Source organism: Millisia brevis NBRC 105863, from assembly GCF_001552615.1.
Lineage (GTDB): Bacteria > Actinomycetota > Actinomycetes > Mycobacteriales > Mycobacteriaceae > Millisia > Millisia brevis.
This window is the reverse complement of sequence record NZ_BCRN01000005.1, coordinates 137788-163353: the sequence shown is the minus strand read 5'-3', so window position 1 is coordinate 163353 and position 25566 is coordinate 137788. Positions and strand designations below refer to the sequence as shown.

At 68.5% G+C, this 25566-nt stretch carries 24 protein-coding genes and 1 pseudogene; 11 read left to right on the top strand and 14 right to left on the bottom strand.

Annotated elements, in window-relative coordinates; genetic code table 11:
* Positions 1-2217 (top strand): MMPL family transporter, encoded by a 2217-nt coding sequence (locus MB1_RS09025; protein WP_066905924.1) that lies wholly within the window; start codon positions 1-3, stop codon positions 2215-2217.
* Between the two features lie 82 nt (positions 2218-2299).
* Here MB1_RS09025 and MB1_RS09020 read toward each other — a convergent pair whose 3' ends face one another.
* Positions 2300-3226 (bottom strand): DMT family transporter, encoded by a 927-nt coding sequence (locus MB1_RS09020; RefSeq protein ID WP_066905922.1) that lies wholly within the window; start codon positions 3224-3226, stop codon positions 2300-2302.
* 51 nt (positions 3227-3277) lie between these two features.
* On the opposite strand from MB1_RS09020, the gene MB1_RS09015 reads away from it, so the two are divergent.
* Positions 3278-4213 (top strand): LysR family transcriptional regulator, encoded by a 936-nt coding sequence (locus tag MB1_RS09015; RefSeq protein WP_066905920.1) that lies wholly within the window; start codon positions 3278-3280, stop codon positions 4211-4213.
* Between the two features lie 12 nt (positions 4214-4225).
* Here the strand turns inward: MB1_RS09015 and MB1_RS09010 are convergent, their stop codons facing one another.
* The 6 genes from MB1_RS09010 to MB1_RS08985 all read right to left on the bottom strand — a co-directional run bounded on the left by MB1_RS09010 (position 4226) and on the right by MB1_RS08985 (position 8780).
* A complete protein-coding gene (locus tag MB1_RS09010) occupies positions 4226-5068 on the bottom strand; it encodes an NAD-dependent epimerase/dehydratase family protein (protein ID WP_066905919.1) in 843 nt (280 codons plus the stop codon).
* 32 nt (positions 5069-5100) lie between these two features.
* A complete protein-coding gene (locus tag MB1_RS09005; protein ID WP_066905918.1) occupies positions 5101-5316 on the bottom strand; it encodes a TOBE domain-containing protein in 216 nt (71 codons plus the stop codon).
* A gap of 33 nt (positions 5317-5349) precedes the next feature.
* Positions 5350-5799 carry an Lrp/AsnC family transcriptional regulator gene (locus MB1_RS09000; protein WP_066905916.1) on the bottom strand — a complete coding sequence of 150 codons (450 nt, stop codon included), beginning with the start codon at positions 5797-5799 and terminating at the stop codon, positions 5350-5352.
* A 47-nt stretch (positions 5800-5846) separates the two neighbouring features.
* Positions 5847-6266: a universal stress protein gene (locus MB1_RS08995; protein WP_066905914.1), complete on the bottom strand. Its 420-nt coding sequence runs from the start codon at positions 6264-6266 to the stop codon at positions 5847-5849.
* Entirely contained in the window at positions 6263-7750 is a 1488-nt protein-coding gene (locus MB1_RS08990) for an APC family permease (RefSeq protein ID WP_066905912.1), read from the bottom strand. Before MB1_RS08990 ends, MB1_RS08995 begins: the two co-directional genes overlap by 4 nt.
* 358 nt (positions 7751-8108) lie before the next feature.
* The gene (locus MB1_RS08985; protein ID WP_066905910.1) at positions 8109-8780 is read right to left on the bottom strand and encodes a GNAT family N-acetyltransferase; all 672 of its coding nucleotides are present in this window, start codon (positions 8778-8780) and stop codon (positions 8109-8111) included.
* Positions 8781-8894: 114 nt separating this feature from the next.
* Between MB1_RS08985 and MB1_RS08980 the strand changes: the two genes are divergently transcribed.
* Positions 8895-11390: an excinuclease ABC subunit UvrA gene (locus tag MB1_RS08980; RefSeq protein WP_245650111.1), complete on the top strand. Its 2496-nt coding sequence runs from the start codon at positions 8895-8897 to the stop codon at positions 11388-11390.
* 19 nt (positions 11391-11409) lie between these two features.
* Here MB1_RS08980 and MB1_RS08975 read toward each other — a convergent pair whose 3' ends face one another.
* Complete coding sequence (locus MB1_RS08975; protein ID WP_084351275.1) at positions 11410-11820, bottom strand: winged helix-turn-helix transcriptional regulator; 411 nt, start codon at positions 11818-11820, stop codon at positions 11410-11412.
* 95 nt (positions 11821-11915) lie between these two features.
* Here MB1_RS08975 and MB1_RS08970 point away from each other — a divergent pair, with 95 nt between their 5' ends.
* The 5 genes and pseudogenes from MB1_RS08970 to MB1_RS08955 all read left to right on the top strand — a co-directional run bounded on the left by MB1_RS08970 (position 11916) and on the right by MB1_RS08955 (position 15704).
* Positions 11916-12317: a nuclear transport factor 2 family protein gene (locus tag MB1_RS08970; RefSeq protein WP_066905906.1), complete on the top strand. Its 402-nt coding sequence runs from the start codon at positions 11916-11918 to the stop codon at positions 12315-12317.
* A gap of 133 nt (positions 12318-12450) precedes the next feature.
* Positions 12451-12690, top strand: a pseudogene (locus tag MB1_RS26925) (NAD(P)-binding protein); the annotation flags it as partial.
* Between the two features lie 19 nt (positions 12691-12709).
* Positions 12710-13828, top strand: a complete 1119-nt coding sequence (locus MB1_RS08965; protein WP_066905903.1) for a flavin-containing monooxygenase — start codon at positions 12710-12712, stop codon at positions 13826-13828.
* Between the two features lie 59 nt (positions 13829-13887).
* Complete coding sequence (locus MB1_RS08960; RefSeq protein ID WP_066905901.1) at positions 13888-14145, top strand: hypothetical protein; 258 nt, start codon at positions 13888-13890, stop codon at positions 14143-14145.
* Positions 14145-15704: a GMC family oxidoreductase gene (locus MB1_RS08955; protein WP_084351271.1), complete on the top strand. Its 1560-nt coding sequence runs from the start codon at positions 14145-14147 to the stop codon at positions 15702-15704. The genes MB1_RS08960 and MB1_RS08955 overlap by 1 nt, the downstream gene beginning before the upstream one ends.
* A 19-nt stretch (positions 15705-15723) precedes the next feature.
* On the opposite strand, the gene MB1_RS08950 is transcribed toward MB1_RS08955, so the two are convergent.
* The 3 genes from MB1_RS08950 to MB1_RS08940 all read right to left on the bottom strand — a co-directional run bounded on the left by MB1_RS08950 (position 15724) and on the right by MB1_RS08940 (position 18288).
* Positions 15724-16488: a gamma-glutamyl-gamma-aminobutyrate hydrolase family protein gene (locus MB1_RS08950; protein WP_066905899.1), complete on the bottom strand. Its 765-nt coding sequence runs from the start codon at positions 16486-16488 to the stop codon at positions 15724-15726.
* A gap of 173 nt (positions 16489-16661) precedes the next feature.
* Positions 16662-17741 (bottom strand): inositol-3-phosphate synthase, encoded by a 1080-nt coding sequence (locus MB1_RS08945; RefSeq protein ID WP_066905897.1) that lies wholly within the window; start codon positions 17739-17741, stop codon positions 16662-16664.
* The gene (locus MB1_RS08940) at positions 17734-18288 is read right to left on the bottom strand and encodes a PadR family transcriptional regulator (RefSeq protein ID WP_066905895.1); all 555 of its coding nucleotides are present in this window, start codon (positions 18286-18288) and stop codon (positions 17734-17736) included. Before MB1_RS08940 ends, MB1_RS08945 begins: the two co-directional genes overlap by 8 nt.
* 428 nt (positions 18289-18716) lie before the next feature.
* On the opposite strand from MB1_RS08940, the gene MB1_RS24995 reads away from it, so the two are divergent.
* From MB1_RS24995 to MB1_RS08930, 3 genes are all read left to right on the top strand, one after another.
* A complete protein-coding gene (locus MB1_RS24995) occupies positions 18717-19133 on the top strand; it encodes a DUF5318 family protein (RefSeq protein ID WP_169801633.1) in 417 nt (138 codons plus the stop codon).
* 1200 nt (positions 19134-20333) lie between these two features.
* Positions 20334-22550 (top strand): transglycosylase domain-containing protein, encoded by a 2217-nt coding sequence (locus MB1_RS08935; protein ID WP_084351357.1) that lies wholly within the window; start codon positions 20334-20336, stop codon positions 22548-22550.
* Positions 22551-22606: 56 nt separating this feature from the next.
* Positions 22607-24121, top strand: coding sequence for a glycosyltransferase family 87 protein (locus MB1_RS08930; RefSeq protein WP_084351354.1), 1515 nt, complete (start codon positions 22607-22609; stop codon positions 24119-24121).
* A gap of 105 nt (positions 24122-24226) precedes the next feature.
* Here the strand turns inward: MB1_RS08930 and MB1_RS08925 are convergent, their stop codons facing one another.
* From MB1_RS08925 to MB1_RS08915, 3 genes are all read right to left on the bottom strand, one after another.
* Complete coding sequence (locus MB1_RS08925; protein WP_369406854.1) at positions 24227-24715, bottom strand: SRPBCC family protein; 489 nt, start codon at positions 24713-24715, stop codon at positions 24227-24229.
* A 129-nt stretch (positions 24716-24844) separates the two neighbouring features.
* Entirely contained in the window at positions 24845-25042 is a 198-nt protein-coding gene (locus MB1_RS08920; protein WP_066905889.1) for a CsbD family protein, read from the bottom strand.
* Positions 25043-25318: 276 nt separating this feature from the next.
* Positions 25319-25564: an HPr family phosphocarrier protein gene (locus MB1_RS08915; RefSeq protein ID WP_066905887.1), complete on the bottom strand. Its 246-nt coding sequence runs from the start codon at positions 25562-25564 to the stop codon at positions 25319-25321.
* Positions 25565-25566 lie beyond the last annotated feature (2 nt).

The window sequence follows — 25566 nt, the reverse complement described above, 5'->3', positions numbered from 1 at the left end:
ATGGCACGCCTACTCCAACGACTCGGACTTGCGGCAGCACATCGCCGCGGGCTCGTCGTCGTGATCTGGTTGCTGGCACTGATCGCCGCCGGCGCCGGGGCCGCAACCCTGTCCGGGCCGACGGCGACATCGTTCTCCATCCCCGGTACCGAATCCACCGAGGCCCTCGACACCGTCAACTCCGCCTTTCCCGATCTGCGTGCCGACGGGGCCACCGCCCAGGTTGTGATCGTCGCGCCGGACGGCACCACCGTGCAGGACCCGGCCGTCGCGGCGCCGATCGCGCAGGCGGTCCAGGCGCTGTCCGCGGTACCCGAGGTGCACTCGGTGACCGACCCGCTCAACCCCGCCCAGCCGTCCGTGTCGCCGGACCTGCGGGTGGCCCTGTCGACGGTCACCTTCGACGTCGCGACCGGCAACGTCTCCGAGGAATCGCTGCACGACGTGCAGGAGGCGGTCGACGCCGCCCGCGCGGCGGGCCTCGACGTGCGCATCGGCGGGAACGCCTACGAGACGACCCCGGAAATCCTCGGGCCCGGTGAGATCGTCGGTGTCGCCGTCGCCTTCATCGTATTGATGCTGACCTACGGCTCGCTCGCCGCGGCCGGCGCAAATCTCGCGACCGCGCTGATCGGTGTCGGTATCGGCGCCGCCGGCGTCACCGCGTTGACCGGTTTCATCGACCTGCAGTCGACCACTCCGATCCTCGCCGTCATGCTCGGCCTGGCCGTCGGAATCGACTACGCGCTGTTCATCTTCGCCCGTTTCCGATCCGAACTGCGCCGCGGCCGTGAGGTTCACGAGGCGATCGGTCGGGCCACCGGAACGGCGGGTTCGGCGGTCACCATCGCCGGTACCACCGTGGTGATCGCGCTCGCCGGCCTCTCGGTGGTCGGCATCCCCTTCCTCGCCGAGATGGGCCTGGCGGCCGCCGCGACCGTCGTGATCGCCGTCCTGGTCGCCATCACCCTGGTTCCCGCGATCCTGTCGTACGTCGGCATGCGGGCGCTGCGGGCGAGCGAGCGGGTGACGGCGATCGAGACCCGCGGGAGCGGCACGATCATCGAGGAGGCCGTGCCGAACGGTCGCGGCTTCCTGCGCGGCTGGTCGAGCGTGATCACCGATCGTCCCTTCCTGTCGGCCGTCGCCGGCCTCGTGGTGATCGGTGTGCTCGCGGTGCCGATGGCCTCGATGACCACCAGCCTGCCGAACGACGGCGATCTGCCGACCACCAGCGAACGCCGACAGACCTACGACCTGGTGACCGACAACTTCGGTGCCGGTGCCAATGGCCCGCTGCTGATGTTGGTGCAGGGCCAGGACCCCGCGACGTCCGCGGCCGCGGTTGCCGCGACCGTCCAGCAGGAATCCGACGTCGTCGCGGTGACCCCGCCGATCCCGTCGTCCGACGGCTCGGCGGCGCTGTTCACCGTCATCCCCGGTAGCGGGCCGACCGACGAGGCGACCGCCGATCTGGTGCACCGGCTGCGGGCGACCGACTTCGGCTCGGGTGTCGAGGTGAAGATCACCGGCCCGACCGCGGTGGGCATCGACGTCGACGAGACCCTCTCCGGCGCGCTGCCGCGCTACCTCGCCCTGGTCGTCGGCCTGGCGCTGTTGCTGCTGCTGGTCGTCTTCCGCTCGATCCTGGTGCCGGTGATCGCGACCGTCGGCTTCCTGGCGTCCTACGGCGCCGCCCTCGGTGTCACCGTGGCGGTCTTCCAGTGGGGCTGGCTCGGCGGCATCTTCGGTGTCGACCAGCCGGCGCCGCTGATGAGCCTGCTGCCGATCATCGTGGTGGGCATCCTGTTCGGCCTGGCGATGGACTACCAGGTCTTCCTGGTCTCCCGAATCCACGAGGCGTACGCCCACGGCGAGGACCCCAAGGAGGCCGTGCGGCACGGCTTCCGCCGGTCGGCGCCGGTGGTGGTCGCCGCCGCGACGATCATGGCGTCGGTCTTCGGCGGCTTCGTGACCAGCGGCGAGTCGATGATCGCCTCGATCGCGCTCGCCCTGACCGTCGGCGTCCTGGTCGACGCGTTCCTGGTGCGCATGGTGATCATCCCGGCCGTGCTGTCGCTGCTCGGCCGCAGCGCCTGGTGGATGCCGAGCGGTCTCGATCGGATCCTGCCGGACCTCGACGTCGAGGGCCGCGCGATCGAGGCGCAGGACCGGCCGGCCGACGACGCCGATCTCGTCCGCAGCGCCGGGCACTGATCGTCGATTCACCGCCGACGGGCCGGGGTTCCCTCGAGGGAGCCCCGGCCCGTTCGTCCGTCTCGGGTACGCGCCGGTCGGGCTATCGTTCCGCCGGCGATCCGACCGCGGGGGTGCCGGTCACCACCACGTCGACGGTGTCCCCGCCGAGGCGGCGCCGGTAGGTGACCAGGAACGAACCGGACAACACCAGCACGAAGCCCACCAGGGTCCACACCGTGATCCGTTCACCGAGCCACAGCGCGCCGACGGTGACCGCGACCGCCGGATTCAGGTAGGTGATCACGGTCGCGCGGACCGGGCCGACCTCGCCGACCAGCGCGAACAGCAGCAGGAACGCCAGGGCGCTGCACACCACCGCCAGCACGACCACCGCGGCGATCACCCCGGTCGAGGGCAGGGTGGTCGGGATGCCGTCGGTCAGCAGCACGATCGGCAGGTACACGATCGCCGCGATCGCCAACGATGCCGCCGCCACCGCGAGGCCGGACTGCGCGGACAGATACCGCGCCAATAGCGCCGGGCCGATCGCGTAGCCGACGACGGCCACCGACATCTCGGCCACCCCGATCAGATCCGACCCGGCGATGTCGACCCCCACCAGGGCGCCGACCCCGGCGAAGCCGATCGCCAGCCCCAGCCAGTTCTGCCGCTGCATCGGCTCGGCCCGCCCCATCAGGAAGGCGATCGCCACCCCGGCCAGCGGGACCGAGGCCAACAGCAGCCCGGCGGTCGAACTCGGCAGGCGCTGCTCGGCCGAGTTGATGAAGTACCAGGGCAGCATGATCTCGGCGAGCGTGTAGGCCAGCAGCGGCCGCCAGTGGGTCAGCAGCGGTCGCAGCACCCCGCGGCGGGCGGCGATCGGGAGCAGGATGGCCGCGGCCAGTCCGGTGCGCACGAGGACCAGCATCTGCGGGGACATCTCGACGACCGCGATCTTGATCAACGCATAGGGGATTCCCCAGATCACGCCGAGAGCGAGGATCAGGTAGATGCCGCGAGTAGTCATGCATCGGAGTATGGGCGCGACGGAATCGTTCAGTCCATCTAGAATTCTTGAATGGAAACGATTAGCCGGGACTTCATGATTGATCTGCGCAAGCTGCGGGTGCTGCGCGAGGTCGATCGTCGCGGCACCGTCTCGGAGGCCGCCAGGGCCCTGCACCTGACGCCGTCGGCGGTGTCGCAGCAGATCGCGGGACTCGCCCGCGAGCTGGGCGTACCGCTGTTGGAGAAGCGTGGGCGCGGGGTGGCGCTGACCGGGCAGGCCCGGGTGGTGTTGCGCCACGCGGCGGCGGTCGACCAGCAGCTCGAGCGGGCGCGCGCCGATCTGGTCGCCTGGTCGGAGGGCACGATCGGCGAGATCCGGATCAGTTCGCTGTCCACCGGGATCAGCGGCCTGGTCGGCCCGGCGTTGAAGCGGCTGCGGGCCGAGCGGCCGGGTCTGCGGCTGCGGGTCTTCGAGCAGGAACCCCACGAGGGGATCGTCGCCCTGGACTGCGGCGACGTCGACCTGATCGTTCAGGCGGACAGCACCAGTTCACCCGCGCGGGGCGATATGCGGTACCACCGTGTCGATCTCGTCTCCGATGCCTTGGATGTCGTCCTGCCGGAGGGACATCCGATCGCCGACCCGGACGGGGTGCATCTGGCCGACCTCGCCGAACTCGTGTGGGTGGGTGGGCATCCCGCCTGCTCGAGCGTCGCGATGGGTGCCTGCGCGGCAGCCGGTTTCACCCCGGACGTCCAGCATCAGGCGCGCGAATGGGATGCGGTCGGCGCGTTGATCGCCGCCGGGGTCGGGGTGGCGCTGATCCCGCGGATGGCGCATGCGCTGTTGCCCGCCGGCGTCGTCTGCTGCCCGGTCCTGGGGAGTTCCCCGGCGCGGGTGCTCTCCGCCCTGGTGCGGTCGGGAGCCGAGCGCGACCCCGGGGTGGCGGCGCTGCTGAAGGTGCTGACCGAGATCGCCGCCCAGTCGCCCGGCGATCCCTGCTGACGGGGCGGTCGGCTACTCGACCGGCTCGCCGAGCGGCATCTCGGTGAAATGGCCGCCCACCCGAAAGAGGTTCGGCTCGTCGGTATCCCAGGTGACCCCGTCGAGCAGCTCGTCGGCGAACTCCTCGGCGTCGTCCCGGGGGACGTACCCGATGTCCGCGCCCTCCGCGAGCGACCACCAACGCCGCTGGTTCGCCGAGATGCCCCAGACGATGCGGAAACCGTCGGGGCGATGGCTGGTCAGCGCGGCGACGGCGAGACGTCCGGTGTCATCCGGCGACAGCCAGGTCGACAGCCCGCGCGGGCCGGGCGGGGTCGGGGCGCACGAACCGATCCGCAGTGCGACGACGTCGATGCCGAACCGGTCGTGGTAGAGCCGCCCCAACGATTCGCCGGCCGCCTTGCTCCAGCCGTAGAAGGTGTCCGGGCGCGGCGCGATGCCCGGCGCCAACTCGATGCCGCCGGCGTCGGCGCGCGTCCAGAAGCCGACCGCGTGATTGCTCGAGGCGAGGACCACCCGTCGGATGCCGGCGTCGACGGCGGCCTGCAGGACCACCTGTGTCCCGGCGATATTGATCGACAGGATCTCGTCCCAGTGGTTCTCGACCGATAGGCCCGCCAGATGCAGGACGGCGGTCACGTCGGTCATCGCCGCCGCCACCGCACCGCGATCACGGATATCGGCCTCGACCCAGTCCTCGTCGTCCAGCCGGTCGTCGGGGGCCTTCAGATCCAGCAGGCGCAGCCGAAGCCCGGCCTCCCGCAGCCGCGGTCGCAGGACGGTGCCCACCCGGCCCGACGCGCCGGTCACCAGGATCAATTCGTCGGACCGGTCGGCGGTCGAGGTCTCCGTCATGGGGTAACCGTACCCGGGGACCGCCGCTCGGGTCAGTCGGGAACGCCGATGCTGACCTCGGACGCCTTGACCAGCGCGACCACCTCGAGGCCGGGCGCCAGACCGAGCTCGTCGGCGGCCTCCTTGGTGATCGACGAGGTGACGATCTGCTCGCTGCCGTGCAGCTTGATCTTCACCGTGGTGCTGACCAGGCCGGGGGTGACCGAAATGACTTCACCGGCAAGCTGGTTGCGAATCGACAGTTGCACGAGGACTCCTGTGTCGTTCGGCGCGGGAGCTGCTCAGCGCACACCCCACGAGTACGTCTGTTTCCGCAACTGCAGGTACATCAGGGCGTCGGTCTGCGAGACGCCCTCGATGCGGCGGATCTTGTTGGAGATCAGGTCGAGCATATGCTCGTCCGATTCGCAGACCACCTCCACCAGCAGGTCGTAGGGTCCGGCGGTGATCACCACGTAGGTGACCTCGGGCAAGACCTGAACGGCATCGGCGACCGGCTCGATCCGGCCGGTCACCCCGATGCCGATCATCGCCTGCCGCTCGAATCCCAATTGCATGGGATCGGTGACCGCGACGACCTGGATGAGGCCCAATTCCTTCAGCTTGGAGTAGCGCTGTCGGATGGCCCCTTCCGAGAGGCCGAGCTTCTTGGCGATCGCCGCGAACGGGGTGCGCCCGTCCTTCTGGAGTTCCGCGATGATCTGTTTGGCGACATCGTCGAGTTCGACCATGTTCTTCTTCCCGTCCCCCCGGTCGGTGCGTGCCGGAACTCCGTCGGCTAGTCGGGCGCCGGTACGCACAGCACCGGCCGCTTCGACAGATGCAGGAGCTTGTGCGGCGTCGACCCGAGAATCGCCCCGCGCAAGGGGCTCTCGCCCCAGGTGCCCACCACGATCACCGTTGCCTCGTGGCGGTCGGCGGCCTCGAGCAGGGCGTCGACCGGGTTGGCCGACACCAGCTCGACCACGGTCTCGATGCCGGCCGCGTCCGCCGCCTCGACCGCCTTGCCGACCGCGGTGCGGCCCATCTGTTCGAGCGCCTCGCGGTGGGAGCGGAATTCCTCGCCCAGTTCGCTGTTCGGTGGGGCCGTCCCGTAGACGAGCACCACATTGGTCGCGTAATGGCGGGCGACGTCGAGGGCGACGGTCAGCGCGTGCTGGGCCCCCGGCGATTCGTCGTATCCGAGAACGACACTCATGCCTGCGGTTCTCCTGCCGTGCGGGCCAGATCCTCATCGACGGTGCTGGGGCGTTCTTCCCAGAACGTGCGATCGCGGAAGTACCAGAAGACCATCACCACGACACCGGTGACGATGATGCCGATGCCGATCACCAGCGGCGGCCCGAGGCCGAGCCAGGACTGGCCGGTATAGGAGTTCTCCGGGTTGGCCATATCCCGGATCGACACGATCAGCAGCCAGATCAGCAGGACCGCGCCGATGACCGGACCCACCCCGATCAGCAGGAAGTTCTTGGCGCTACTCAGCAGCCGCTTGCGGAAGTAGACGGCGCAGGCGATACCGGTGAGCGCGTAGTAGAACGCGATCAGCAGGGCCAGGGCGGTCAGCGAGTCGAACAGTGCGTTCTCGCTGATGATCGACAGCACCAGGTACCAGACGATCGCGATCCCGGCGACCCACCAGGTCGACACGTCCGGGGTGCGGAAGCGCGGGTGGATGTGGCCGAACATCGCCGGAAGCGCCTTGCGCCGAGCCATACTCAGGCCGGTCCGCGACGCCGGGATGATCGTGGTCTGCGTCGACGCGATCGCCGAGGTGGCGACCGAGAAGAGCACGATCCAGTCCCAGCCGCCCATCGACTCGGTGGCCAGGAACTGGAAGATGACGTCCTCCTCCTCGCTGTTCTCGGCGAGGAAGTTGGTGCCGGCGTAGGCGACGACGGCGAAGGCGACCGCCACGTAGGTGATCACCAGGACGACGGTGGAGAGCATCGCGGCCTTGCCGGGCGCCTGCGACGAATCGGTGGTCTCCTCGGTCAGATTGACCGCCGACTCCCAGCCCCAGAACGCGAAGACACCGAGCAGCAGGCCGCCGGTCAGCGCGGCGCCGCCGGCACCGAACGGGTTGAGCCAACTCAGCGACGGGTCGATCGCGTCGAGGGTCGAGGTGCCCGCGTACACCCGGTAGAGCGCGACCCCGGCGAAGATCAGCAGCGATACGACCTGCAGGACGATCAGGACGTTCTGCAGCTTGGCCGACACCTCCGTGCCGATCACACAGATCGCGGTGGTCAACAGGATCAGCAGGACCGCGAGAATGCGGACGAGCCAGATGTTGTCGGCGGCGTCGTCCAGTCCGACGGTCAACAGCGAGTACCGGACGCCGACCTCGGCCAGCGATCCGATGACCAGCACACCGGTCATCGTGATGGCCCAACCGCCGAACCAGCCCGCCCACGGGCCCAACGCCCGGGTCACCCAGGAAAAGGTCGTGCCGCAGTCCTGGTCGACCGTGTTGAGGTAATAGAACGCCGACGCGATCAACAACATGGGAACGAAGCTCGCCAGCAGGATGCCGGGCGCGAATATCCCGACCAGCGCGACCACCGGGCCGATGATCGCCGCCAGTGTGTAGGCGGGCGACGTTGCGGCCAAGCCGATCACCAGAGCGTCGAAGAAACCGATCGCTCCGGCCTTTAGTTGGGCCTGTTCGGTGTCGGCCACGCTACCTCCTCGCTTTTCTCCGAGGCCGGCGCTGCCGGAACCGCGGCTACGAAATCTCACATATTGAAGCGCAGGGTTCCGTGGATCCGCAGTGGATAGGTCAAATTTGGTGCCGGATCTTCACACACTGGTTACAGTCTCGGTAAATGGTGTGAAGCTTCGTGTTTGGCGAGAAATGGTCGCCATGATGTGGCTCACGCCATTCGGCAACGGCGCCAAGGGATGGCGAGGGGTTTCCGACGGGATGGCCGTCCGCGGACGGTCTCCCGCGGTGCGCACAAACCCGAACAAGGGAGCCGAAGCGCCGAAGGGGTGAGCCGCCGTGCGCGGCTCACCCCTTTCGGGCGACGGATGCGGATCAGGCCGGTGCCCGGACCACCAGGGTCGTACCGGGGAAGTACGCGGCCAATTCGCTGCGGGACTGCTTGAGCAGGGCGGTTCCGTAGCCCTGCTTGCGGCGCTCGGGAGCGACCCAGATCGCGACGTCGACCTCCTGGCCGGTCCACTCACCGAAGACGAAACCGACGCGGTCCGGCTCACCGCCGGAGGTGTCGACGGCCACCAGCCATACGGCCGATTCATCCTCGACGCGGCGGGCGCCCGCCGACCGCTCCGAGGCGATCCGCTCGGCCGACCACGGGGCACCGTCCTCGCCGATCCGCTCGGCGCACCGCTGCCGGAACAAGTCGGCGTCGCCGGAGCTGGTGTCGATCGGGCGCAGCTGCACGGACGGATCGACGCTCTTCGGGCGCTCGCTCGGCGTCCAGTCCAGAGCGGCATCCAGATTGCTGATCTCGTCGCTGATGCGGTCGCGCTCGGTCTTGGTCAGGCGGCTCAGGGGCAGATTGAGCACGGTCTCGGCGTTGGACTCCGAGGTCTCCAGAGCGGCGGCGATCGCGGTGACGGCGTCGGCGCGGGTGTCGCTGTCGACGATGATGTCGAGGATTTCGTGGCGCCGTTCGAGCGCCCCCAGCAGAGCCTTGGCGATCTCGCGGCGATCGAGAATCCGGTCGTGGTCCTTCGGCGTCATGCTCTCCCAGTGCCCCTTCGCTCGTGGTCGGTTCCGCTCCGAGGTCCCAGTATCCACCTCGGGGGATGTCGCCGGCGACGGGCCCGGTCGGTCCGCCGGACTAGTCTGCACAGCGTGGAGGTCTCCGTGGGTGCGCCCCGGCCGCGGCCGGCGGGTCCCCGAGCGATCGAGGTGCGCGGCGCGCGGGTGAACACCCTGCGTGACGTCGACATCGACATCCCACTCGGCCTGCTGGTCGGCATCACCGGCCTGTCGGGTTCCGGCAAGTCGTCGCTGGCGATGGGCGTGCTGTACGCGGAGGGCTCGCGCCGCTACCTCGACGCGCTGTCCACCTTCACCCGTCGGCGCATCGGCCAGCCGGCCAAACCCGACGTCGACCGCATCTCCTACCTGCCCTCGGCGCTGGCCCTGCGACAGCGGCCGGCCCTGCCGGGCCCGCGCAGCACGGTCGGCACGATGAGCGAGGCCCTGGCCGTGCTGCGGCTGTTGTTCTCCCGCATCGGCCGGCATGTCTGCCCCAATGGTCATCGCCTCCCACCGTCCTACGTCCAGGGCCTCGCGGAGGAACGGACCTGCCCGGTCTGCGGTGTGGTCTTCACACCGCCGAGCGCGGAGGGCTTCTCCTTCAACACCCTCGGCGCCTGCCCGGAGTGCAAGGGCATCGGCGAGACCCGCGAGATCGACCCGACGTCGATCATCGCCGACGAGGACCTGTCGATCGCCGACGGCGCCGTACTGCCCTGGCGGGGGCTGATGCGCAGCAATATGCCGCTGGTCGTCGCCGAACTCGGGGTGCGCGTCGACGTGCCCTGGCGGGAGCTGACCGAGGGGGAACGCGAGATCGTCCTGCACGGCGAGCAGGTCAAGCGGCGCATCGTCATTCCGACCAACGACGGCCGCGCGGTCACCCTCAACGCCGTCTACGTCAACGCCTACGAGTCGATCGACCAGATCGCGCACGAGGGCGACGAGGCGGGAGCCTCCGCCCGCGCCGACCGCTACTTCATCCGGCGACGCTGCCCGGCCTGCCACGGCACCCGGCTGCGGCCGGAGGCGTTGACCACCACCGTCACCGACCGAACCATCGCCGAGGTCAGCGCGCTGACCCTGCGCGACCTCGAGGCGCTGATCCCGGATATCGACGCCTCGGTACCCGCGGACACCCTGGACTTCGCACAGCGCCTGACCGCCGAATTACGCAGGGCGATCGACCCATTGGTCGTCCTGGGGCTGGCCTATCTGAGTCTCGACCGATCCGGCGACACCCTCTCGACCGGCGAGCGGCAGCGCATCCAGCTGTCCCAGACCGTGCTGGCCCGCGCGACCGGTATGCTGTTAGTCCTCGACGAGCCGACGATCGGGCTGCACCCTGCCAATGTGCACGGCCTGATCGACAGCATGCGCAGCCTGGTCGACAACGGCAATACGGTGCTGGTGGTCGACCACGACGTACAGGTCCTCGCCGCCGTCGACCACCTGATCGAGATGGGACCGGGAGCCGGCAGCGACGGAGGACGGGTGGTGACGGCCGGAACGGTCCCGGAGGTCATCGGTGCCGCCGATTCGCTGATCGCCCCGTTCCTGGCCGCCGATCGCCCGCTGCGCATCCGCCCGACCGATCGGCGCGAGTCCGGTCGACCACTGCGCGTGCACATCTCGGAATTCCTCAACCTTCGCGACGTCACCGCGACGATCCCGCTCGGGCAGTTGACCGCGGTGACCGGCACCTCCGGCGCCGGCAAAACCGCGCTGATCCTCGACAGCCTGGTTCCCGCGCTGCGCAATCGGCTGGAGGGCAGGGCCTTACCCGAACACGTCGACGATCTCGACGACGCCGACCTGCGCAAGGTCACCGTCGTCGACGCGACGCCGATCGGGCGCAACTCCCGATCGACCCCGGCCACCTACTCGGGGGTCTTCGACCCGATCCGCAAGCTCTTCGCCGCCACCCCGGAGGCGCGGCGGCGGAAGTGGAACGCCGGCCGCTTCTCCTACAACACCTCCGCCGGCCGCTGCCCCACCTGCCAGGGGCTCGGCGAACTGAGCCTCGACGTGCAATACCTGCCGGACATCCCGATGCCCTGCCCGGACTGCGACGGTCGGCGCTACAACCCCGAGACGCTCGAGGTCACGCTGGGTGGGATGTCGATCGCCGACGTGCTGGAACTGTCGGTGACCCGGGCGGCGGAGGTCTTCGCCGCGGAGCCGGCGATCAGCCGCATCCTGGAGTCGCTGCGCGACGTCGGCCTCGGCTATCTACGGCTCGGTGAACCGACCCCCGCACTCTCCGGCGGCGAGGCGCAGCGCCTCCAACTCGCCGCGCAGAGCCGCCGCGGTCAGAAGCATCAGCTCTATGTCTTCGACGAGCCGTCGATCGGCCTGCATCCACGCGACATCCACACGCTGCTGGGAGTTTTCGACCGACTGCTCGACGCGGGAGCGACGATCCTGGTCATCGAACACGACACCGACATGATCGTCAACGCCGACCATGTCATCGACGTCGGACCCGGCGCCGGCGACGAGGGTGGGCGCGTCATCGCCACCGGCACCGTCGCCGACATCGAAGCCGATCCGAACAGTCGCATCGGGCCCTGGCTCTCGGCGTGAGTCCGGTCCAGGTCCCGGTTCACGGGCGGTGGTCGTAGGCGACGCGGGCCGCTTGAACCTCGTCGAAATGTGATTCCGCCCAATGACGCAGGGCGGACAACGGCTCGATGAGCGTGCTGCCGAGCGGGGTCAGTTCGTATTCGACCCGCGGCGGTACCTCGGCGAAAACCCGGCGGTCGACGATGCCGTCCCGCTCCAGGGTGCGCAGGGTGTCGGTGAGTACCTTGCCGCTGATTCCCTGAACCTGCTGCTGGAGTTCACCGAAGCGAAGAGCGCTGTCGCTCAGCGCGATCACGATCATCGCGGTCCACTTGTTGGCGATACGCGCCAGCGAGGTGCGCGACGGGCAGGTGGCCATCATGACGTTCCACTGGGTGGTGGACCGCTGCGGCGCTGGGCGCTCCCGCGTACCGCGTGGTGTTCCGGGCATCACAGTCCTCCGATCGCCCAATACTTACGTTGAGGTAACAGGTTACCAGATGAAAGTATTGGGCCGTTCGGAAATTCGACGAGAGGGAATTCGAGATGACAACGCAGAATCCGATCGAGGTTGCGGACTCCTACTTCCATGCGCTTTCGGTTGGTGAAGTACCCACCGCGATGGCGCTTTTCAGCCCGAACGTCGTGTGGCATCAGCCCGGTACGAATCGCTTCTCCGGCGACCATTCCGGTCCCGAGGCTGTCGGTGCGCTCATCGGCGGAATGATGGAGGTCAGTCAGGGAACCTTCGCCCTGATCAAGACCGGCCCCGCCATGGCGAACGGCGCCCTCGTCGCCGTGCCGGTTCGGTTCACCGGCAAGTTGGACGACAACGCGATGGACATGGCCGGCGTCGACCTGCTGACCATCGAGGACGGCAGGATCGTCGAGGTACATCTCTTCTCCGAGGACGGCCCGGCCGAGGACGCCTTCTGGGGGCGTGGCTGACCGTGCGGTAGCCGCCGGGGCCGACGTTGCAGGTTGTCCGGTCGACGTCGGTCGGGTCTTCCGACCCGACCGATCGGCCGGCCTCCTCCCGGAGCACCCCGGCACGTGATGGTGGTCGGCAATTCATGCATTCATGCGCTGCTCATTGGGGGTTGAGATTGTGACCGAGAATGTTCATACGACCGAATCAAACGCTGATCGGGACATGTGTTACGACACCCTGATCATTGGTGCGGGCTTCAGCGGTCTGTCGGCGCTGTACCTGGCGCTGCAGGCGGGTGATGCGGCGATACTGCTCGACGCAGGCAACGATGTGGGCGGAACTTGGGCGAACAACCGTTACCCCGGCGTCCGCACCGACTGCGAGTCGCACTACTTACTACTGTCTCACCTTGTCCCGGGACGTCATCGATTCCTGGGACTGGTCGGAGCGGTACCCGACGGGCCCGGAGGTGCGGGCGTACCTGCAGCACTTCGCAACACGAACCCACCTGCATCCGAACATCCGGCTCGGCTCGGAGGTATCCGGGATGCGTTGGAACGAAGAGGAGTCCGTCTGGGACGTGCGAACCCGATCCGGTAATCGGTACCGTGCGCGGCGAGTGGTCAGCGCGATGGGTCTGCTGTCGAAGGCCTATCTGCCCGCGATCGCAGGAATCGACTCCTTCAAGGGGGCGGTCCTGCACACGGCGGCCTGGCCGGAAGGCGGAGTAGATCTGCGGGGCAAGCGCGTCGGCGTTATCGGGGTGGGGTCGTCGGCGGTTCAGTTGATTCCGCGTATCGCTGCCGACGTGGAAGAACTGGTGGTCTTTCAGCGAACGCCGAATTACGTCGTTTCCGCCAATAGCGAGAAGCTGACCGAGCAGGATAGCGCCGAAATCCGCAACCGCCTCTTCGACTACCACCGTATGTGTCAGCAACATCCGTTCGGGGTCGCGATGGGACCGCCCCGAGGTCGATTCGAGGACCTCACCGCAGAGGAGCGGAACGACGTCCTCGAACAGCATTGGTCCGAGGGTGGCTTCCACTTCATCTCCGAAACGTTTGCCGATCTGTCCACCAACGATGACGCGGCGTGGGCCACCTCCGACTTCGTCAAGGCGAAGATTCGTGCCACCGTCATCGATCCGGCGGTTGCCGAATTGCTGAGCGCACAGGACTATCCGATCGGCGCCAAGCGAGTCTCGACGGGACACCGCTTCTACGAGACCTTCAACCTTCCCAATGTGCGGTTGGTCGACGTCAGGTCCAACCCCATTCGGGCGATCGACGGTGCGGCAATCGTCCTCGAATCCGGTCGATTCGATCTCGACGTCATCATCTGCGCGACCGGTTTCGATGCCCTGACCGGCAGCCTCGATGCGATCGACATCGTGGGACGTGGTGGGGAGAGTCTGTCGCAGGTGTGGGCGCGGGATGGACTGCGGACTTTCCTCGGCATGACCGTCGGCGGCTTCCCGAACTTCTTCATGATGCTCGGGCCGCATACCCCGCCGGCAACCTGGTGGTAACCATTCAGGCACAGGCGGAATGGCTCGCGAGGGCGTTCGCGTGGGCCGATGAGCACGGGATGGTCGCGTTGGAATCGACGGCGGCCGCCGACCGCGCCTGGATGCGGGAGTCGACCGCAGCGGTCGAGTCCACCGTGATGAAACGATATGCACAACAAGCCAGGGCCTGGTTCTACGGCGGGAACGTCGACGGCAAGTCGTTCGCGGTCAATACCTACTTCGGTGGAGTTCCGAACTACCTGGCCGCCTGCTCCCGTGCGGAACGCGACGGCTACCGGGATTTACTGTCCGGTGTCGCGCTCGAGGAGGTGCACTGATGACTGCTCGAACGTACGACGTCGTGATCGTCGGAGCGGGCAGCGCCGGCTCGGTGATCGCCCGCCGTCTGGTCGACGTCGGTCGGACCGTGCTGCTACTGGAAGCCGGTGGTGGGCAGGACAAGCCGCAGATCGATGACCTCGGGCGGGTGGTCGAGCTCTGGAACACCGAGAATGACTGGGCCTACACCACGACGCCGCAGATCCATGCCGCGGATCGTCGACTGTTCTGGCCCCGTGGACGCGTCCTGGGTGGGTCCCATTCACTCAACGGATGCATCTGGGCGCGCGGCGCCCGGGCGGACTACGACCGGTGGTCGTCCGAGGGCGCACCCGGGTGGGACTGGGCCGGTGTCGAGCCGTGGTTCGAGCACATCGAACGGCGTTCCGGTGACCTCGACCCCGACGGTCTGCTCGACGTCACCACCGACTACACCCGCAGCGCCATCCATTCCGGCATGATCGAAGCGGCCCGCGAGTACGGAATTCCGCTGCAGGACAACTATAACGACGGTGATCCCAACGGGGTTTCGTGGATGCAGCTCAATCTGCGGAACGGGAAGCGGCTGTCCACCTACCGGGCCTACGTCCAACCCGTCGCCGACCATCCGAACCTGCGGATTCAGTGCGACACCCGGGTGCATCGGTTGCTGATCGTCGACGACCGGGTCGTCGGACTCGACGTCGAGAAGCACGGCGAGGTGGAACGCATCGAGGCGGGCGAGGTCGTCCTGTGTGCCGGCGCATTGGACACCCCGAGGATCCTGCTGCTCAGCGGGGTAGGACCGGCGGATCACCTGGCCGAGTGTGGCATCGACGTGGCAGTGGATGCGTCCGGTGTCGGGGAGAACCTGCACGATCACCTGCTGGTCCCGATCGTCGGGCACACCGAGGGGCGGGCGCTGCCCGAGCGGGAGGCCTATCAGCCGATCGCCCAGGTGCATCACTTCTCCACCCACCGCGCGAACTGCCCGGCGCCGGATACACAACCGATCTACTGGTCCGCTCCCATGGTCGATGAGACGATGCCGACCCCACCGAGCTGCTTCACCATTCACGCCGGTCTCGTTCGGCCGGAAAGCCGCGGAAGAGTACGCCTGAACGATCGGGACCCGCATCGACAGGTCGCCTTCGACCCCGGAATTCTCTCGGACAGTCGCGATCTGGAGAGTCTGGTGGCCTCGGTCAAGGAGGTCCGCGGCATCGTCGCCCAGCGATCCTTGCGACGGGAGTGGGGGTCGGTCGAGATCTATCCGGGGCCCTCGATCGCGACCGATGGGGATATCCGGGAGTACGTCCGCCGGACCGCGTCGAGCTATCACCATCAGGTGGGAACCGCGCGCATGGGAACCGACGACGCCGCTGTCGTCGATCCCGGGTCGTTCACCCTTCGATCCGGGCCGACCGGAGTGCGGGTTGCCGACGCATCGGTGATGCCGAGCATTCCCTCGGCCAATACCAATGCGGCAGTGGTGTTGATCGCGGAGCGATGCGCGGCGGCGATGACCGGTGCACCAACCCCGGGGATGGCGGCGGCGTGGTCCCGGCAGTCCGGGTAGCCCGGCGGTCGGCCGACTGTCAGACCACGCGGCCGGCCCGCGCCGCGCGGACCAGACCGGCGAAAAGGCCCGTGTCACTGGCGGTTTCGGGATGCCACTGGACGGCCAGGTTGAACCGTTCACCGTCGGCTTCCATCGCCTCGGTCATCCCGTCGGCGGCGAAGGCGACGGCCCGGTAGCCGGGATGCTCGCGGACGGCCTGGTGATGGTGGCAGGCGCCGCGGGTGGTCGGGCCGATCATCCGGCGCAGCCGGCTGTGCACCTCGATGCGAATCTCCGACAGGCCGAAGCGGTCCGGCGCCGGGCTGTGCTCGGTATGCCCGACGACGTCCGGAACATGTTGGACCAGACTGCCTCCGGCGCGAATGGCCATCAGCTGCATCCCGCGGCAGATCCCGAGGACCGGCAGGTCGATCGCGTCGGCAGCGTCGAGCAATGCCAGCTCCCAGGCGTCGCGCTCCGGTCGGCAGGCGGTGGTGTGCGGGTCGGCGTCGGCGCCGTAGCGGGTCGGCTCGACATCGGCGCCGCCGCTGATGATCAGGCCGTCCAGGCGGGAGACAACCGCACTGGCGGCAGTGATGTCGCCGCCGGCGGCGGGGGGAAGGAGGACCGGGACGCCGCCCGCCGCGGCGACGGCGTTGGCGTAGTTGGCGGGCAGTAGATCGGCCGGCTGACGCCAGACCCCCCACGCCGCGTTCTCCCGGTAGGTGGACAAGCCGATCAGGGGTGGGCCCGGCTGCGGGGCCTGCGCCGGACGGGACTGCTCGGTAACCGCCGTGGTCATAGTCGCGCCTTTTCTCGAATCACCGGTGTTCGACGACCAGTGTGACCCGGGAATGCCCGGTCGGAGGCGACGATCGGGCGGCGTTTACATGCCGGATACCGAATTCTCTCCGGATACGCCGGAAGGCCCCGAACCCGGATACCGGGTTCGGGGCCTTCACGATCGGGGGATGATCAGCCGATGATGAACTTCTCCAGCTCGACGCGGGCGACATCGTCGGCCAGCTGCTGGGGCGGGGACTTCATCAGGTAGGACGACGCCGGCAGGATCGGGCCGCCGATGCCGCGGTCGAGGGCGATCTTCGCGGCTCGCACCGCGTCGATGATGATGCCCGCCGAGTTCGGCGAGTCCCACACCTCGAGCTTGTATTCCAGGTTCAGCGGCACATCGCCGAAGGCGCGACCCTCGAGGCGGACGTACGCCCACTTGCGGTCGTCGAGCCAGCCGACATGGTCGGACGGGCCGATGTGCACATCCTTGGCACCGAACTCGCGCTTGACGTTCGAGGTCACGGCCTGGGTCTTGGAGATCTTCTTCGACTCGAGGCGCTCGCGCTCGAGCATGTTCTTGAAGTCCATGTTGCCGCCGACGTTGAGCTGCATGGTGCGGTCGAGCTGCACGCCGCGGTCCTCGAAGAGCTTCGCCATCACGCGGTGGGTGATGGTCGCGCCGACCTGGGACTTGATGTCGTCACCGACGATCGGGACGCCCGCATCCTCGAACTTCTTGGCCCACACCGGGTCCGAAGCGATGAACACCGGAAGGGCGTTGACGAAGGCGACGCCCGCGTCGATCGCGCACTGCGCGTAGAACTTGTCGGCTTCCTCGGAACCCACCGGCAGGTAGGACACCAGCACGTCGGCCTGCGCGTCCTTGAGCGCCTGCACGACGTCGACGGCGGTGGCGTCGGACTCCTCGATGGTCTCCCGGTAGTACTTGCCGAGGCCGTCGAGGGTCGGGCCGCGCTGCACGGTCACGTCGCTCGGCGGGACGTCCGAGATCTTGATCGTGTTGTTCTCCGAGGAGAAGATCGCCTCCGACAGGTCGAAGCCGACCTTCTTGGCGTCCACGTCGAACGCGGCGACAAACTCGATGTCGCGGACGTGGTACTGGCCGAAACGGACGTGCATCAGACCGGGAACGGTCTGGCTGTCATCCGCATCGCGGTAATACTCCACGCCCTGTACCAGGGACGAGGCGCAGTTACCCACGCCAACGATCGCTACGCGCACGGCTCCGCTACTGTCACCCATGGTCGGGTTCTCCTTCGTGTGTTTTCCGCTCGAGATTCTCGGCGGCGATCAACTCGTTCAACCAACGGACTTCCCGCTCACTCGATTCCAGACCGAGTTGGTGCAGGCCACGGGTATATCTGTCGAGCGTGCCGCCGGCTCTGGTGACAGTCTCGCGCAGGCTTTCCCGTCGTTCTTCGACCTGTCGCCGACGACCCTCCAGAATCCGCATCCTCGCTGTCGCGGGAGTACGGCCGAAGAACGCCAGGTGCACGCCGAATCCGTCGTCGGTGTAATTCTGCGGTCCCGTATCCGAGACCAACTCCTTGAAGCGCTCGTTTCCGGTGGGCGTCAATTCGTATACCCGCCGTGCGCGCCGCTTTCCGGTGCCCACCGCGCCCGGTCCCTCGACGATCAGGCCGTCGGCCAGCATCCGTCGAAGTGTCGGGTACAGCGAGCCGTAGGAGAAGGCCCGAAACGGACCGAGTAGTCCGGTGAGTCGCTTGCGCAGCTCGTAGCCGTGCATGGGCGACTCGAGAAGCAGGCCGAGGATTGCCAACTCGAGCATGCTTCCCCGTTTCTCGATCCGATGGTGCAGCCACCGAAGAACGTCGGTCCAACGATGTAACACCAGACTATAGCCGAAGAATGTATCGGCGCGATATATAGGGGAGGTGTATCCGAGGTAACAGCGACGGAACCGGCAACCGCCTGCTCGTCGAGGAGCGGGTGAACGCGGTCGCGATGCCCGAGTCGGCGTGACCGGCCGGCGGGGCCCGGATGTGGTCCGCGGCGGTCGGGAGCGGCCCCACCGCCGGATGTGGAAGATGTTTGTGGTCGTGGACGGCCCGCTTCGCCGTCGCCGAGACTCGCCGAGCAGAGCAGCGGCTTTGCCGAAGTAGCCGCGATCGGGTGACCGTCGCGGTAGAGGAGGCGGGGTGCTCGGGTGCCCCCGCAGCGACGCCGCCCGCCGAGCGCGGACGTACTCTGGTCACCGTGCGGTTACAGAGGCAGCTGGTCGACTTCGCGCTTCGGCGCAAGTCGCTCCTTGCCGACGTCTACGCGGGGCGGGTCGGAGTCGGCGAGGTATGCGATGCCGACCCCTACTTGCTGCGCGCCGCGAAGTTTCATGGCCGACCCACCGAAATCCGCTGTCCGATTTGCCGAAAAGAGCAGTTGACAGTGGTTTCGTGGGTATTCGGCGAGCGTCTCGGCCAGGTGTCGGGATCTGCGCGCGGAAGCGATGAGCTCGTGCGCATGGCAAGCGCGTGTGAGGAATTCACCGTGCATGATGTGGAGGTTTGCCGCAGCTGCAGCTGGAACCATTTGGTCCAGTCGTACGTCATGGGAGTGCCGACGCCGCCGAAGCGGCGAGGATCCGGACACTCCCGCAGGCGTACCGCCAGTGAGTGAGCCGTCCGTGGCCGACCAACGGAGCCGACCCGAGTGAACGATCCCTACGACAACATCGACCGTCAGTCGCTGCCACCACAGCGACCGGCATCACCGAACGAGCGCAACCTGCCGCCCCGGCGGCCGGTTCCACCGCCCGATCGTGTGGCACCGCAACAGCGCGGTCCCTCCTCCGGAACGTGGCCCGCCCAGCGGGCGCCCTATCCGGATCGATACGGCCGGCGCGATGCACCGCCGCCGGTCCGCGAGACCGACCCCCGCCGTCGCCAGGACGGGTACGGCGGGTCTCCGAGCGATGCCGAGACCGCCGGCCCGAACGGCTCCGGTCGACACGGAGCGCCGGAGCGGCGCCCGGATGCCCCGCCGCAGGGTGGCGCGCGTCCGTACGACGGCCCGCCGCGCGACGCCCGCCGCGCCCCGGACGAGCAGCGTCGCGGTAACGGCGCCGACGCCGGAGCACCACGCCCCACCGCTCCCCGGGACAACGGCGCACCTCGGGCAGGCGCGCCCTCGCGGCCGCCCGGCGGTCCGCGCCCGTACGACGGCCCGCCGCGCGGCAACGGCGTCCCCGGCCCACGCGGTCGCGACCCCTACAACTCCGACCCGTACGCCGGCGACTCCTACAACCGCCGCGACGGGGAACCGCGCTACGCCGCCGACCCCGGGGCGACCCGCGGTGTGGACGGTTCGGCCGCCCGCGCCGCGGGCGCGGACCAGCGCCGCCCGCCATCCGGCCCGGCGCGTTCCGGCCCGCCCGCCGGCGCTCGTCGTCCCGCCGACCAGCCCGGCCAGTGGAATCAGCCCGCATCGCGACCCGGTGCGGCCGACGCCGGCCGGTCGAACGGTTCGGCCGCGGAGCCGACCCGTCGCGCCCCGATCGCCGCCGCAGCGGGAGCCGCCGCCGTCGGTGCCGCTGCCGCCGGAGCAGCCGCCGCGTCGCCGACCCAGCGCGTCGCTCACGGTCCCGATCGCCCCTTGTCCCCGTCGGCGGATGGCCCGCGCGCCTACTCGGCCGCCGCCGCGTCCGCCGCGCCCGCGCCCACCCGGACGGATCGGGCCGGCGCCGCCGGTAGCCCGCCGCCCGAGCCCCCGGACGATCGATCGTCCGGGTCGGGAGGTGGATCCGGTGGCGGTGGTCGTCGGCGCCTACCGAGAGGACGGACCGTGCGCCGCTTGTTGGTCGCCGTCGTGCTGTTGGCGATGGTCCTGCCGGCCGCCGCGTTCGTGATCGCCTACCTGGTGGTGAGCGTCCCGCAGCCCGGTGAGATCCAGACGAACCAGATCGCGACGATCCTGGCCGCCGACGGCACCACCGAACTCAGTCGCGTCGTGCCGCCGGAGGGCAACCGCACCGACGTGCCGATCGACCAGGTGCCGGAGTACGTGCGCACCGCGGTGCTGTCCGCGGAGGACCGCAACTTCTACAACAACCCCGGCTTCTCGATCGTCGGCTTCACCCGTGCGGCTCGCGACCAGCTCCTCGGCCGCGACAACGCCGGTGGTGGCTCGACGATCACCCAGCAGTACGTCAAGAACGCGCTGGTCGGGTCCGCCCCGACGATTCAACGCAAGCTGCACGAGTTGGTGCTCTCGGCCAAGATGGCCCGCGAGTGGAGCAAGGACGAGATCCTCGCCGCCTACCTCAACACCATCTATTTCGGTCGCGGCGCCTACGGCATCGCCGCCGCCTCGCAGGCCTACTTCGGCAAGCCGGTCAACGAACTGAGCCTGTCCGAGGGTGCGGTCCTGGCGGCGACGATTCAGCTGCCCTCGCAGCTCGACCCGGAGAGCAATCCCGAGGGTGCCCAGACCCGCTGGAACTACGTGCTCGACGGCATGGTCGACATGGGTGCGCTCTCGCAGACCGACCGCGATGCGCAGATCTTCCCGACCGTGGTGCCCGCCGCCCAGGTATCGGTGGGCAGTCCGCTCGACGCCGGGCCCAATGGGCTGATCAAGACCCAGGTGCTCGCCGAGCTGGCCGCCGAGGGCATCGACGAGAACGTGATCAATACCGAAGGTCTGCAGATCACGACCTCGATCCGTCCGGATGCCCAGGCGCAGATGATCGAAGCGGTCAATACGAATATGCAGGGTGAGCCGGAGAATCTGCGCACCGCCGCGGTCTCGATCGACCCGCGCACCGGTGCGGTGGTCGCCTACTACGGCGGCTCGGACGGGCACGGCTTCGACTACGCCCAGTCGGGACTGCAGACCGGCTCGTCGTTCAAGGTTTTCGCCCTCGCCGCGGCGCTCAATCAGGGCATCCCGCTGTCCCAGCAATACGACAGTTCACCGCTGACCGTCCACGGCATCGAGATCAACAACGTCGAAGGCGCGTCCTGCGGCACCTGCTCGATCTCCGAGGCGTTGAAGCGGTCGTTGAACACCAGCTTCTATCGACTGGAGCTGTCGCTCGACAACGGTCCGCAGGACATCGCGGATATCGCACACGAGGCGGGTATCGCGCGCGAGCTGCCCGGTATCGGACCCACGCTGACCGAACCCGACGGCGCCGGCCCGAACAACGGCATCGTGCTCGGCCAGTACCAGTCGCGGGTGATCGACATGGCGTCCGCGTATGCGACGTTCGCGGCCTCCGGCATGTACCACCAGCCGTACTTCGTGCAGCGGGTCGTGACCGCGGACGGTCGGGTCCTGCTCGATCGCGGCGCCGGCGACCCGGGCCGGCAGGTAATCGACGAGGACGTCGCGGACAACGTGACCTCCGCGATGGAACCGATCGCCGCTTACTCGCGCGGGCACGCGCTTGCCGGTGGTCGTCCGTCGGCGGCGAAGACCGGCACCGCGCAGCTCGGCGATACCGGAAACAACAAGGACGCCTGGATGGTCGGCTTCACCCCGTCGCTGTCGACGGCGGTCTGGGTGGGTACCGAGCAGAGTTCGCCGCTGTTCAACTACGCGGGCGCATCGATTTACGGATCGGGTCTGCCGTCGGACATCTGGAAGGACACGATGGACGGCATCCTGTCCGGCACCGAGGTCGAGAGCTTCCCGACCCCGGGCTCGATCGGCGGACAGGCCGGCCGACCGCTGTCGGAGCCGTCGTCGAGCAACAACGGCAGCCGCAGCGAAACCTCGCAGTCGCGACCGACCTCCGAGGCGCCGCCCACGCTGCAGTTGCCGCCGATCCAGCTGCCGTCGCTGCCGGTCGAACCGCCGGTGCAGGTTCCCACCGAGGTGGAGATCCTGCCGGGCGTGACCATCCCGATCCCGGGGGCCGCGGCGCCCGCCCAGAACCAATCGGGCGGGACGACACCACAGGCGGCGACCGGAACCGGTAACGGCAACGCGGCCACCGAGAACCGCTCCGGCCGCGAGAACGGCAACGGAAACGGCAATGGCAACGCGGTGGGAGCCGGGGCCGGCGCGACACCACCGCGGACCGGCGGGTAGCCGGATAGGTGCCCGATTCGACCGACACCGGTGAGGTCGGCGCCGAGCCCGCCGACCTGCCGCCCGGAAGCGGGATCGACCCCGCGGTCGGGGTGACCGACCGGGACCTGCCCAGCCATACCGATCCGATCGTGGCCGACTTGTCGTCCACGATCGGCGGTCCGGTCGGCGCACACGCCCAGATCGGCCGGCAACGGTTCTGGACGCCGATGCGGGTGCTGCTGCTGTTCGGCGTGATCTTCCTGGCGTTGGGGTGGTTCACCAAGGCCGCCTGCATCCAGCAGACCCGCGACGACAACGGCAACCTCGGGCTCAACTGGTCCGACGGCAGCCGCCAGTACGTCGCGATGTGCTACACCGACATCGTTCCGCTCTACTCGGCCGAGCGGCTCGACCAGGGCCTGTTCCCCTACAAGACCTCCTGGGTCGAGGACGGTCCGGACGGCGAGCCGCAGGTGCGGTACATGGAGTACCCGGTGCTCTCCGGGCTGTACCAGTACGTCTCGATGGTGATCACCAAGGCGTGGATGTCGATCCCGTGGACGCCCAAGGCGCTCGAGGTGGTCGTCTACTTCAACGTCGTCGCGCTCGGGGCCGCGTTCGCCTGGTTGGTCACCATCTGGGCGACGGCATTGGTCGCCGGTCGGCGACGCATCTGGGATATCGCCATCGTGGCCTGCTCACCGCTGGTGATCGTGCATGCGTTCACCAACTTCGACACCCTCGCCACCGCGGCGATGGCGATCGGCATCCTGCTGTGGGCGCGGCGGAAGCCGGCGCTGGCCGGCGTGGCGCTCGGTGTCGGTGCGGCACTGAAGATGTATCCGGTCTTCCTGCTGGGACCGCTGCTGATCCTGGCCTGGCGCACCGGCAATATGCGTGCCTGGGTGCAGGCGTTCACGGCCGCGTTGTTGACCTGGGCGCTGGTGAATCTGCCGATCGCGGTGGCCTTTCCGGCCGGCTGGCGGGAGTTCTTCCGGCTCAACCGGGAACGCGGGATGGACCCGGACTCGATCTACAACGTGGTGCGCTCGCTGACGCCGTGGTCGGGGATGGACGTCCCCCTGCTCAACGCGGTGTCGCTGATCGCCTTCGTCCTGGTCTGTGCCGCGGTGGCGGTGGTCGCCGCGACCGCGCCGCGACGGCCGCGGGTGGCGTCGCTGATGTTCCTGCTGCTGGCGGGATTCCTGCTGGTCAACAAGGTGTGGAGTCCGCAGTACTCGCTGTGGCTGGTCCCGCTCGCGGTGCTGGCGCTCCCGCACACCCGAATCCTGTTGGCCTGGATGGCGATCGACGCCCTGGTCTGGGTGCCGCGGATGATGTACTACCTCGGCCCGGAGAACAAGGGTCTGCCGATTCAGTGGTTCACCACGACCGTCGCCATCCGCGATATCGCCGTGCTGGTGCTGTGCGGCCTGGTGCTGCGCACGATCTACCGTCCCGAGGTAGACCCGGTGCGCCGTGACGGGACCGACGATCCGGCCGGCGGGGTGCTCGACGGCGCCCCGGACGTGCACGATCCGTCGGTCCTGCGCCGCGGCCGCTCGCGTCACCCGGCGCCGATCGGCTGAACCTTCGCCGATCCGGCCGGAGCCGCCGCGATCCGGCTGGAGCCGCCGATCCTGCTGACCCCCGGCTGGTCGCCCGTGTGTCCGTCCCGCCGCGGGCCCGGTCGGTCAGGACTCGGCGGCGGCCTTGATCGCTCGCAGCGTCTGCTGCATCCCGGTGCGCAACTGCCCCTGGAAGCTGCCCAGACCGCCGAAGAAGATCTTCATCAGCGTCGTCGCCGCGGGCAGGACACCGTTCGGGGTTTCGCGGCGCTGGGTCAGCGTGGTGCCGGTCGCGCTCGGTTCGAGGGTGAACGACCACACGGTGCGGTTCTCCCGCATCCGCTGGGCCCACTCGGCGGGCTCGGAGAAGCGGACGATCGTCGAGGTGGTCGGCCATACCCGCGGGCCGACCCGGTTGATGTTGATCATGACGGTGCCGACGCCGAGGGGCCGGCCGCGAACGAACGTCTTGAGCACGGCGGGGCTCCAGGCCGACATCCGGGACGGATCGCTCACCAGCGCCCACACCTTCTCCGGCGGCGCATCGATCTCGATGCTCTCCTCGATGAGGGTTTCGATCTCGTCCGGCATGGCCGCCACTCCCGTCGTCGTCACCGGTGATCCGGCGCCCTGGCGTATGTCGGACTCAAGGTAGCGGGTACCCGCGCGGGCGACGCACATCGGGGCGGGCACCCGATGGCGCCCGCCCCGATGGCTCGTGATGGTTGGATCCGTCCGGTCGGATCAGTTTCCGGTGACGGTGTCCTTCAGGTTCTGGGCGGCGTCCTTGATGTTCTCGCCGACCTTCTTCACGCCGGCCTCGGCCTGCTCGCCCTTGCCTTCGGCCTGCTTCTGCTCGTCGCCGGTTGCGTCGCCGTAGGCTTCCTTCGCCTTGCCCACCGCGTCCTCGGCTGCGTTCTTTGCCTTGTCCGTCAAGCCCATAGCTCAGCTCCTGTCGTCGTCGACTGCCTTGCCCGGTCCATCGTACGCGAACGGTTCGAACAACCGGCCGAACCTCAGATGGCTCCCCACAAGGGCTTTCGTGATGATTGCGGCGATTATCCCTGTTCAGGTGGGGAATTCGTGACGGGCAGTGGGAGCGATGCAGCCGCCACGATGACGTGGGCGTGTCGAGCGTTGCGCACCACCGGCCAACCGGAAACGCCGATCGCCGGGGCGGCGACTGGTGCGCGGCCCCGGCGATCGACGGAGGTGGTGCTATTCGGCGTCGAGATCCTTCTCGACCAGAGCCGCGATCGTGTCGACGGCGGCCGCGTCGTCACCGGCGACCTCGACGCTGGTGCCCGGGCCGGCGCCGAGCGTCATGATCATCAGCGAGGAGCTGGCGTTGACACCGTTGATCGTGACCTCGGAGTCGAGCTTCTCGGCCTCCTCGGCGATGATCGCGGCGGGACGGGCGTGCAGGCCGACCGACGACCCGACGATGACGGTCTTGCTGGGCATGG